Source organism: Jiella sp. M17.18 (assembly GCF_041027365.1).
Lineage (GTDB): Bacteria > Pseudomonadota > Alphaproteobacteria > Rhizobiales > Rhizobiaceae > VKMB-3413.
Window position 1 is genome coordinate 324385 of the sequence record NZ_JBFTEH010000003.1, and the last position, 9610, is coordinate 333994.

Sequence of the window (9610 nt, forward strand, 5' to 3'; positions counted from 1 at the left end):
GCCACGATCAGTGCACCTGCGCCTTGGCGACCTTCGGCACGCCCCTGATCCGCTCGCGGTAGAGCGTGTAGGCGCCGCTGGCGACGACGATCGCCGAGCCGAAGAGCGTCGCCGCCGACGGCAGGTCGCCGAAGACGACGAGGCCCATCACCAGCGCATAGAGCAGGATCGAATAGCGGAAGGGCGCGACGAAGCCGGGATCGCCGACCCGCATCGCCTGCACGATGCAGATATAGCCGCCGGCGATCGCCAGCGCAGCGCCGCCGAGATAGCCGAGCACCGGTGCCGGCACCGGCTGCCAGCCGCCCGAAAACGGCAGGAGCACCCAGCCGACGACGGAGACGCTGATCGCCGTGGTGAGCGAAATGAACAGCGACGGGACGGCCCGGTCCATCCTGCGGGTCGTCAGGTCCCGCACCGCCGAGAAGCCGACCGAGCCGAGCACGGCGAGCGAATAGGCGTTGAACCCGTCGGTGCCCGGCCTCACGATGATCAGCACGCCGACGAAGCCGACGCCGAGTGCCGACCAGCGGCGCCAGCCGACGGGCTCCTTGAACACCAGCGCGGCGGCGAGGGTGATCACCAGCGGCAGCGCCTGGAAGACGGCCGAGGCGTTGGCGATCGGCATATGGCCGAGCGCGGTGATGTAGGTGAGGGTCGCCATCACGTCGGTGCCCGTGCGCAGCATCATCTGCGGCTTCAGCGCCAGGCGCGGCGGACGCAGGGCGTTGAACCGCCAGGCGATGACGAGGAGCAGGAGCGAGGCAGCCATGCCGCGCAGCGCCATGATCTCGGCCGCCGGGATGTCGGCCGTCGACAGCTTCACCAGCGTGTCGTTGACGACGAAGCCCGCCATCGAGGCGAGCATGAACAGAGCGGCGCGGATGTTGTCGCTGGGCAAGAGCCAAGGCCCATTCGAGGAAGAGAGCGCTCGTCGCTGCCGGCGATTCGGCCGGTTGCGAGCCTCCTCCCTGTGCATACACCCAAATTGCGGGATCTCCGCAACCGGAAACCGTGGAGGCCGCGGCTGCCGAGCCGCGGGCGCCCGACACCCCGGCAGCGAGCGCCGAGTGAGTCGGGCCTCGGCGCCGCGCCTCGCAGTGGTTGCTCGCGCGCGCCAGCCGGCGCGCAGAGGCAGATCGATGTTTCCCGCAAATCGCATGTATCTGCTGGAGAAAATCTTAAGTCATAGCCAGTAGATTGACGAAGCCGACAGGAGATGGGGCTCCTCCACCCGGGCAGGAAAAGGATGACGTTCGACTTTTCTGCAGTGAGTGCCGTTCTCGGAGACTACCGGAAGCCGCCGAAGCGCCGCGGGCGATCGCGCTCGGCTGCCAAAGGCGCAGCGACCAAAGCGGGTCCCAAAGCCGAAGCCCCGCCTCTGGATCACGAGCCGGTCACCGGCAGCGACGGCCATGGCGTCCTCGGGCTGGAGGATGCGATCGGCACCGTCTTCGACGTCGCCAATCCGGCGATCCCGCAAGCTCCGGCCGATGCGGGGCCGGGTCTCTCCTGCGACGGCTACAAGGCCGCCGTCCTCGCCGAGTACAGGATCGGCAGTGAGCAGGAGGAACCGGCCATCAGCCGGGCGGATCTGTCGCAACTGCGCTTCGAGGACCTGATCGACGCCCTCGCGAACGCGCCGGATCCTGTGGATCCGGTGCCGGCCGAGCCTCGCGGCGAATCCCTGGTGCAGCCGGAGACGCCGGAACGTCTGCCGGATGACGAGCCCGACAGCGCCGAGGACGATCCGGTGGAATTCACCGCTCTCACCAGTCTCACCGGCCGCATCCGCACGGTCTGAGGCGGAAGCCACCGCCCGCCCCGAAAGGCCTAAGCAGCACCGCCGGCACGAGATCCCCACCGCAGAGCAGCAGGCGTTCTGCGGAGACGGATCAGCCTTCCCGCGAGGGGCCGCGCAGCGAGTTGGTGATCTCCCCGACCAGCGGATCATATTCCGAGCGCAGCGACTTCGGATAGCGGATCGCGACCGAGTGGATCAGGTCGCCGCGGAAGATGTAGCGCTCGTAGAAGATCTTGCCGTCGTGATAGCCGGAGACGACCGCCCACGTGTTGCCGGAGGCCTTGTAGGTGACGTCGTCCGCCTTGGTCCGGTCGGCGATGATCGTCTGCGGCGTCTCGTTGCCCCTGTTGTGACGTGCATAGATGAAGAGCTCGGCGCCGTCGGGCGATCGCCAGGCCATCCCGTCGCCGTTCGTCGGGGCGGGCAGGCGATCGGGGAACTCGGAGGATGGGAAGGTCGCCGAGGTGCCGTAGCGGTCGTTCCTGTAGGTCACCTCGTCGGCCATGGCAGGGGCGCAGAACGCCGTGGCCGCGAAGGCCAGGCCCGCGGCGGAAAGAACCAGTGATTTCAGCATGCGAGCTATCCTCCGGTCACGCTCATATGCCGCGAGACCGAAGGCTTCCGGGTCGCGCGGTCGATGATGAAGTCATGTCCCTTCGGCTTGCGGCCGATCGCCTCGTCAATGGCTCTCGACAGCAACTCGTTCCCCTCCGACGCCCTCAGCGGTGCGCGAAGGTCCGCCGCATCCTCCTGGCCGAGGCACATGAACAAGGTGCCCGTGCAGGTGATGCGGACGCGATTGCAGCTTTCGCAGAAATTATGCGTCATCGGCGTGATGAAGCCGAGCCGCCCGCCGGTCTCGGCAACCTCAACATAGCGCGCCGGGCCGCCGGTCTTGAACGGGACGTCGGTCAGCGTGAAGCGCTCGGCAAGGCTCCTGCGCACCTCGCTCAGCGGCAGATACTGGTCGGTGCGATCCTCGTCGATCTCGCCCATCGGCATGGTCTCGATCAGCGTCAGGTCCATGCCTTCGCCATGCGCGAAGCGCATCATCTCGGGGATCTCGGCGTCGTTGAAGCCCTTCAGGGCGACGGCGTTCAGCTTGACGTGGATGCCGGCCGCCTGCGCCGCATGGATGCCGGCCATCACCTGCGCGAGGTCGCCGCGGCGGGTGATCTCGCGGAACTTGTCCGCGTCGAGCGTGTCGAGCGAGACGTTGAGGCGCTTGACCCCGCATGCCGCGAGTTCCGATGCGAAGGTCGTCAGCTGCGACCCGTTGGTCGTCAGCGTCAGCTCCTCCAGCGCGCCGGATTCGAGATGGCGCGAGAGCGAGCGGATGAGGTGCATGATGTTCTTGCGCACCAGCGGCTCGCCGCCGGTGAGCCGCAGCTTCTTCACGCCCTTCTCGACGAAGGTCGTCGCCAGCCGGTCGAGCTCTTCCAGCGTCAGGAGGTCCCGCTTCGGCAGGAAGGTCATGTCCTCCGCCATGCAGTAGACGCAGCGAAAATCGCAGCGGTCCGTGACCGAGATGCGCAGATAGGATATCGCCCGGCCGAACGGGTCGATCATCTCCCCCGCCGCCGGAGACGCCGCCGGAGCCGTCGCCGACCGGGGCGCCAGGATCGGCGCAGCCGCGACAGGCTGCGGCGTCTTGATCACGCCGGTCTTGTCGAGGAGGTTGTAGCGCAGGCGGGGCGGATGCTCGGTCATGTGCCGAATGTGGAAGCCGGGGCCGGGTCGGTCAAGCGGCCTCTCCCAATCAAGCCATTCAACGAAGGAATGAATCCGCCGCGGAAGCACCGTTGAGGCGGACGCTCTTGCTCCCGCTTGAAACATTGGCAGTTATATAGAAATATAACCCACGATCGCTGCATCAGCGACGCTTCTTCGCGAGGACAATCCCGATGGCCTTGGCACGGCTACGCAAAGTCGGCGGCTCCGTCATGGTCGCGATCCCGCCATCGATGCTCGAGGCCGCCCGGCTTCAACCCTCGTCCCCGGTCGACGTGTCGATCGACGAAGCGACCGGCGTTCTGACCGTCCGGCCGGCGCGCCCGCGCTATACGCTGGCGGAGCTCGTGGCGCAGTGCGATCCCGATGCGCCGCTTACGGAGGAGGACCGCGCGTGGCTCGACGATGCGCCGGCCGGTGACGAGGCCCTGTGATGCGGCGCGGGGAGATCTGGCACTGCGATCTGAACCCGGTGAAGGGCCATGAGCAGCAGGGAGCCCGCTACGTCCTGATCGTTTCGGGAGACGCGTTCAACCGTCTGGGGATGGCCGTCGTCGTCCCGATCACGACCGGCGGCGCCAGCGCCCGGCATCAAGGCTTTGCCGTCTCGCTCAGCGGCGCCGGAACGAATGCGACGGGCGTGGTCTTGTGCAATCAGCCGCGCACGCTTGATCTGCGCGCCCGGGGTGGGAAGAAGAGCGAGGACGCCCCGTCCTTCATCGTCGATGAAGTCCTCGCCCGTGTCGCCGCGATCTTCGAGTAGGTGTCGCCCATGAGCCAGAGTGTTTCCGCACCCGAGGAGCTGCGCGTCAGCCCCGATCGCCGCATGCTCGTGGTGGTCTTTCCAGGGGGAGCGCGCGACGAGTTTTCCGCCGAATTCCTGCGGGTCCTCTCGCCCTCCGCGGAGGTTCAGGGCCACGCGCCGGAGCAGCGCAAGACCGTCGGCGGCAAGAAGGACGTGACCATCGCCAACGTCCTGCCGATCGGCCATTACGCCGTTCGCATCGTCTTTTCCGACGGCCACGACAGCGGCATCTACACCTGGTCCTACCTCGCCGAACTCGGCCGCGAGAAGGACCAGCGCTGGCAGGGCTATCTCGCCGAACTGCAGGCGAAGGGGCTGAAGCGCGAGCGGTGAGACGGGCGGGGCGGGAGAGACCGGCCTGTGCGCCGGTCCCACCCGCCGGCTCATCCCGCCGCTTCCGTCAGTGCGCGGCGATGATCGCGGTCAGGATCTCGCGCGCGGCCTGAAGGTCGCGCTTGTCGATCATCTCGGCGACAGTGTGGATGTAGCGCGTGCCGACGACGATGCCGACGGCGCGCGAGCCCGCCGCCGCCTGCTGCACCGCCGCGCCGTCTTGACCGCCGCGCGCCAGGATGGTGCGCTGGTAGGCAATCCCCTTCTCCTTCGCCAGCGCCTCGATCTCGCGCACGAGGCCGATGTCGGCGATGAAGGAGCCGTCCTTCATGTGGAGGCCGAAGCCCGCGCCCTGCAGCGTCGTGCGGTCCTTGTCCGGCACGCCCGGCGTGTCGCAGGAAAGCGTCGTGTCGACGCCGATGCCGATGTCCGGCTGAATGCCGTAGGCGGCGGTCTTGGCGCCCCTGAGGCCGACTTCCTCCTGCGCGGTGAAGGCGACGACGACCTCGCAGTCATGCGTATGCCCGTCCTCGACGAGCTTGCGCACGGCTTCGAGGCCGAGCCAGCAGGCGATGCGGTTGTCGAGCGCCTTGGAGACGATCTTCTCGCCCATCTCCTCGAAGGGCTCGTTCATCACGACATAGTCGCCGACCTGGACGAGGGTCTTGGTCTCCGGGCCGTGGCCGATGTCGACGAAGAACTCGTTCGGCTCCGGCATCTTCTTGCGCTCTTCGGGCGACTGGATGTGGATCGGCTTGCCCTCGGCGTTCATCACGCCCTTGTGGTCGCCGTTCTCGGTGCAGACGAGGACGCGGCGCGAGAACAGGTTGCGCGGGTCGAAGCCGCCGACCGGATCGACGTTGATGAAGCCCTTGTCGGTGACGTGGGAGACCAGGAAGCCGATCTCGTCCATATGGCAGAGGAGCATCAGCTTCTTCGGATTCTCGCCCTTGCCCTTGCGGGTGCAGATCAGCGAGCCGAGCGCATCGATGCGGATCTCGTCGAAGAGGCCTTCCGCCTCGGACTGGATGAGGTCGCGGATCCGGTGCTCGCGGCCGGGCACGCCCGGGGTTTCGCACAGGCGCTTCAGGAGGTCGATGTTCACGAGGGCGCGGTCCTTCTGGGGTGGGATGTCCTGGCGCGGGCGAGGCCCGTCCGTTCGTACGTTCTCCGATCTATGCCGCTCCGGCGGAGTTGCCAACGGGTGGGACGGGCACCTTCCCGTCAGGCGCCGCTGGGTCCGCGACGGGGTTCAGGATAGGCCGCGGCCTTCGCGCCCCCCTCTGTCCTGCCGGACATCTCCCCCACGAGGGGGGAGATCAGCAGCGTTGCCGACGGCGCTTTTCCGTCGCCGGATGCGCAAGTCATGCTCGTATGCAGGCTGGCGGAGACAGTCGCGCAGGATCGATCTCACCCCTTGTGGGGGAGATGCCGGCAGGCAGAGGGGGGCGCCGTAGGGAGCCGACGCCGAAGATGATTGGCGCCTACTGATCCGCCCCGCCCGGTTGGCGCGGGCTGGTCAGCGGCGCGCTGTCGGCCTTCGCCGCGAGCGGCCGCCGCGTCGCACTTGCGCGGTCGTAGACGCGCCGCCCCGCCGCATAGGTCGCGACGGTGGTGCGTTCGTCGCCGAGGACCATCAGCGCGAACAGCTCCTCGGCGAGCGTCTCCACCCGCTCCATGCGGCGGCGCAGCGGTGCGGTGGCGCGGGAGTCGAGCACGACGAGATCGGCCTCCAGCCCGGGCGCGATCCGGCCGACCCTGTCCGCGATCCCCATCGCCCGGGCATTGCCGGCCGTCATCATGTGGAAGGCCTCGAAGGCCGGCAGCTTCTGGCCGAGCAGCGCCAGCACCTTGTAGCCCTCCGCCGCCGTCGTCAGCATGGAATAGCTGGTGCCGCCGCCGATGTCGGTGGCGATGCCGACGCTGATGCCGGCACCGCGCACCGTCGCGCGGTCGAACAGGCCGGAGCCGAGGAAGAGGTTGGACGTCGGGCAGAACACCGCCGTCGCCCCGCCCGCAGCCAGCGCCTCGTGCTCGCGCGCCGAGAGATGGATGCAGTGGCCGAACAGCGCCCGGGGCCGTACGAGGCCGTAGCGGTCGTAGACGTCGGTGTAGTCCTTCGACCAAGGGAAGGCCTCGGCGACAAAGGCGATCTCCGAGTGGTTCTCAGAGAGATGCGTCTGGATCGGCAGGTCCGGATGCTCGCGCGCGAGCGCCGCCGTCGCCTCCAGCTGCGCCTCGGTGGAGGTCGGGGCGAAGCGCGGGGTGATGGCGTATTCCAGCCGGCCCCGCCCGTGCCATTCGGCGATCAGCGCCTTCGACTGGTCGTAGCCGCCCTGCGGCGTGTCGCACAGCGTCTCCGGCGCGTTGCGGTCCATCATCACCTTGCCGGCGACCATGCGGAGGTTCCGCCGCTCGGCCTCGGTGAAGAAGGCGGAAACGCTCTCCGGATGCGAGGTGCAGTAGACCGCGGCGGTCGTCGTGCCGTTGGCGGCGAGCGTGTCGAGGAGGAAGCGCGAGGCGGCCTCGGCGACGGCGGGATCTCCGTAGCGGCTTTCCTCAGGGAAGGTGTACTTCGCCAGCCACTCCATCAGCTCGGTGCCGTAGGAGGCGATCACCTGGGTCTGCGGCATGTGCAGATGCGGGTCGATGAAGCCCGGCATGACGAGATGCGGCCTGTGGTCGGCGACCGGCGTGCCCGGCGACAGCTGGCGCAGCATCGCCGGCGCCTCGCCGACGGCCCGGATGACGCCGTCCTCGACGAGGACGATGCCGTCCTCGATGAAGCGGACCGCGTCCTCCTCCGATGCCTCCGCCGGGTCGGCGTCGAACCACACGAGCCGGCCACGGATCGCGGCGCTGCCGGTCGGCGGCTTTTGTGCGGCGCTGCTCATAGCCCGGCTGCCACGGCGTCGTAGCGGCCGGAGTCCGACGCGATCCATTTGCCGAGCAGCGCCCGCTCGGACGGCTCGATCCCCGAGACGTTGGCGGGCGGCATGGCGTGGCTGCGAACCGCCTGGCGCTCGATCAGGCTGGCATAGCGGATCATCGCGTCGGCCGTGTCGAGCCGGATGTTCTTCGGCGCGTGGATCATCCCCGGCCAGAGCGGCTCCTTGGCGTGGCACATCGAGCAGCGCGAGGCGACGATCGACTCCGCCTCCTGGAAATAGGGGGAGGCGGCGAGCGCCACCTCGGGATCGCCGGTCCATTCATGCGTGGCCCGGGTCTGTGGCGCGGCCGCAGTCCGCCAGCCCGGCGCGCCGGAGAGCGTGATGACGGCGACGAAGAGCAGGCCGGCCACCACCCAGCACCACCAGAGCTGCCGGCCCGTCGCATGCATGGTGTTGAAGAAGTGCCGGATCACGGCGCCGATCAGCAGGACCAGCCCGGCGATCGCCCAGTTCCACTCAGTCGCGAAGGCGAGGGGGTAGTGGTTGGACAGCATCAGGAAGACGACGGGCAGCGTCAGGTAGTTGTTGTGCAGCGAGCGCTGCTTGGCCTCCTTGCCGAGCCGCGCCTCGGGCGTGCGGCCAGCCTTGAGGTCGGCGACGACGATGGTCTGGTTCGGGATGATGATGAAGAAGACGTTGGCGGTCATGATCGTCGCGATCATCGCGCCGGTGTGGAGCATCGCGCCGCGGCCGGAGAATACCTGGTCGAAGCCAAAGCTCGCCGCGACGACATAGACGAAGAGCACGGCGAGGAGCGCCGTGTCGTTCTTCTTCAGCGGCGACTTGCAGAGGAAGTCGTAGACGATCCAGCCAAGGGCGAGGCCGCCGATCGAGATGGCGATCGCGCCCCAGACGGGGAGATCGACCTTGTCCGGATCGATCAGGAAGAGCCTCGCGCCGAGATAATAGACGAGGATCAGCATCGCGGCGCCGGACAGCCAGGTCGAATAGCTCTCCCATTTGAACCAGGTCAGCTCGTCCGGAAGCTCGGCCGGCGCCAGTGTGTATTTCTGCATGTGGTAGAAGCCGCCGCCATGCACCTGCCAGGCTTCGCCCGAGACGCCCTCGGGCAGGGCGCGGCGGCGCCGGAGGCCGAGATCGAGGGCGATGAAGTAGAAGGACGAGCCGATCCAGGCGATGGCGGTGACGACGTGGATCCAGCGCACCGCAAAGCTCAGCCACTCGGCAAAATAGGTCCACATCGGCAGTTCATTCCCTGACAGTCCCGCGGCACGCGCCGCGGCCATGCGAAAGCCGTCCCGCGGGCTGGCTCCGCGAAACGGCACGACAGGTCAGGTGTAGTACGGGACCGCTGGGGAGGCCAGACGGCTCGTAAACGACTTCGGCGAACGGACGGCCTCGCCGGCGTCGGATCTCAAGCTCGTGTCGTTGCCGCGACGGGCGCCGCGGGTCCGTCGCTCGGAATTGCGGTTCAGAGCTGCTCGAGCAGGGCCTCTGCGCTCGACTTGTCGGCCTGGCCCGGCGACTCCTCGACGTTCAGCGCCTTCACCACGCCGTCCTCGACGATCATCGAGAAGCGCTTGGAGCGCACGCCGAGGCCGGCGACCGAGAGGTCGATGTCGAGGCCGAGCGCCCGGGCGAATTCGCCGTTGCCGTCGGAGAGGAAGAGGATCTTGCCGTCGGCGCCGCTCGCCTTCTCCCAGGCGTTCATGACGAAGACGTCGTTGACCGCGACGACGGCGATGGTGTCGACGCCCTTGGCGCGGATCTCGTCGTTATGGGTGATGAAGCCCGGCAGGTGGTTCATCGAGCAGGTCGGCGTGAAGGCGCCGGGCACGCCGAAGAGCACCACCTTCTTGCCGGAGAAGATGTCGCCGGTCGACAGGTCCTTCGGTCCGTCCTCCGTCTTGGTCTTCAAGGTCGCGTTCGGGATCTTTTCGCCCACGCTTATCGTCATTTCGTCATCCCCAAGCGTTGGCCGCCTGCGGCGGCATCCGGCCACCCCGGCCGTCGACACCGGCATGT

The 9610-nt window shown here is 68.0% G+C and carries 11 protein-coding genes; 4 read left to right on the top strand and 7 right to left on the bottom strand.

The genetic code is table 11. The features are described 5' to 3' along the window. Positions 1–7: 7 nt before the first annotated feature. Positions 8–901, bottom strand: coding sequence for a DMT family transporter (locus AB5S17_RS07930; protein WP_369237956.1), 894 nt, complete (start codon positions 899–901; stop codon positions 8–10). A 348-nt stretch (positions 902–1249) separates the two neighbouring features. Here AB5S17_RS07930 and AB5S17_RS07935 point away from each other — a divergent pair, with 348 nt between their 5' ends. Beyond that, positions 1250–1804, top strand: a complete 555-nt coding sequence (locus AB5S17_RS07935) for a hypothetical protein (RefSeq protein ID WP_369237958.1) — start codon at positions 1250–1252, stop codon at positions 1802–1804. Positions 1805–1895: 91 nt separating this feature from the next. Here the strand turns inward: AB5S17_RS07935 and AB5S17_RS07940 are convergent, their stop codons facing one another. Beyond that, a complete protein-coding gene (locus tag AB5S17_RS07940; RefSeq protein ID WP_369237960.1) occupies positions 1896–2378 on the bottom strand; it encodes a hypothetical protein in 483 nt (160 codons plus the stop codon). Between the two features lie 5 nt (positions 2379–2383). Continuing rightward, complete coding sequence (gene moaA / locus AB5S17_RS07945; RefSeq protein ID WP_369238338.1) at positions 2384–3373, bottom strand: GTP 3',8-cyclase MoaA; 990 nt, start codon at positions 3371–3373, stop codon at positions 2384–2386. A 335-nt stretch (positions 3374–3708) separates the two neighbouring features. Here moaA and AB5S17_RS07950 point away from each other — a divergent pair, with 335 nt between their 5' ends. Genes AB5S17_RS07950 through AB5S17_RS07960 form a run of 3 tightly spaced genes read left to right on the top strand, consistent with a single transcriptional unit; the run spans position 3709 to position 4673 of the window. Continuing rightward, positions 3709–3969 carry an antitoxin gene (locus AB5S17_RS07950; RefSeq protein ID WP_369237962.1) on the top strand — a complete coding sequence of 87 codons (261 nt, stop codon included), beginning with the start codon at positions 3709–3711 and terminating at the stop codon, positions 3967–3969. Next, positions 3969–4298, top strand: coding sequence for a type II toxin-antitoxin system PemK/MazF family toxin (locus AB5S17_RS07955; protein ID WP_369237964.1), 330 nt, complete (start codon positions 3969–3971; stop codon positions 4296–4298). The genes AB5S17_RS07950 and AB5S17_RS07955 overlap by 1 nt, the downstream gene beginning before the upstream one ends. Before the next feature lie 9 nt (positions 4299–4307). Then, positions 4308–4673, top strand: a complete 366-nt coding sequence (locus tag AB5S17_RS07960; protein ID WP_369237966.1) for a gamma-butyrobetaine hydroxylase-like domain-containing protein — start codon at positions 4308–4310, stop codon at positions 4671–4673. A 67-nt stretch (positions 4674–4740) separates the two neighbouring features. Here the strand turns inward: AB5S17_RS07960 and AB5S17_RS07965 are convergent, their stop codons facing one another. The 4 genes from AB5S17_RS07965 to AB5S17_RS07980 all read right to left on the bottom strand — a co-directional run bounded on the left by AB5S17_RS07965 (position 4741) and on the right by AB5S17_RS07980 (position 9542). Beyond that, entirely contained in the window at positions 4741–5778 is a 1038-nt protein-coding gene (locus tag AB5S17_RS07965; protein WP_369237968.1) for a M42 family metallopeptidase, read from the bottom strand. Between the two features lie 379 nt (positions 5779–6157). Further along, positions 6158–7567, bottom strand: a complete 1410-nt coding sequence (gene guaD, locus AB5S17_RS07970; protein ID WP_369237970.1) for a guanine deaminase — start codon at positions 7565–7567, stop codon at positions 6158–6160. Then, positions 7564–8826, bottom strand: a complete 1263-nt coding sequence (locus AB5S17_RS07975; RefSeq protein WP_369237972.1) for a urate hydroxylase PuuD — start codon at positions 8824–8826, stop codon at positions 7564–7566. The genes guaD and AB5S17_RS07975 overlap by 4 nt, the downstream gene beginning before the upstream one ends. A gap of 230 nt (positions 8827–9056) precedes the next feature. Further along, positions 9057–9542, bottom strand: a complete 486-nt coding sequence (locus AB5S17_RS07980) for a peroxiredoxin (protein WP_369237974.1) — start codon at positions 9540–9542, stop codon at positions 9057–9059. Positions 9543–9610: the final 68 nt, after the last annotated feature.

Bases quoted from the DNA above. Each gene is read 5' to 3' on its own strand.
- AB5S17_RS07935 (WP_369237958.1), top strand. From the start codon at position 1,250: ATGACGTTCGACTTTTCTGCAGTGAGTGCCGTTCTCGGAGACTACCGG.
- AB5S17_RS07940 (WP_369237960.1), bottom strand. From the start codon at position 2,378: ATGCTGAAATCACTGGTTCTTTCCGCCGCGGGCCTGGCCTTCGCGGCC.
- moaA (WP_369238338.1), bottom strand. From the start codon at position 3,373: ATGATCGACCCGTTCGGCCGGGCGATATCCTATCTGCGCATCTCGGTC.
- AB5S17_RS07950 (WP_369237962.1), top strand. From the start codon at position 3,709: ATGGCCTTGGCACGGCTACGCAAAGTCGGCGGCTCCGTCATGGTCGCG.
- AB5S17_RS07955 (WP_369237964.1), top strand. From the start codon at position 3,969: ATGCGGCGCGGGGAGATCTGGCACTGCGATCTGAACCCGGTGAAGGGC.
- AB5S17_RS07960 (WP_369237966.1), top strand. From the start codon at position 4,308: ATGAGCCAGAGTGTTTCCGCACCCGAGGAGCTGCGCGTCAGCCCCGAT.
- guaD (WP_369237970.1), bottom strand. From the start codon at position 7,567: ATGAGCAGCGCCGCACAAAAGCCGCCGACCGGCAGCGCCGCGATCCGT.
- AB5S17_RS07975 (WP_369237972.1), bottom strand. From the start codon at position 8,826: ATGTGGACCTATTTTGCCGAGTGGCTGAGCTTTGCGGTGCGCTGGATC.
- AB5S17_RS07980 (WP_369237974.1), bottom strand. From the start codon at position 9,542: ATGACGATAAGCGTGGGCGAAAAGATCCCGAACGCGACCTTGAAGACC.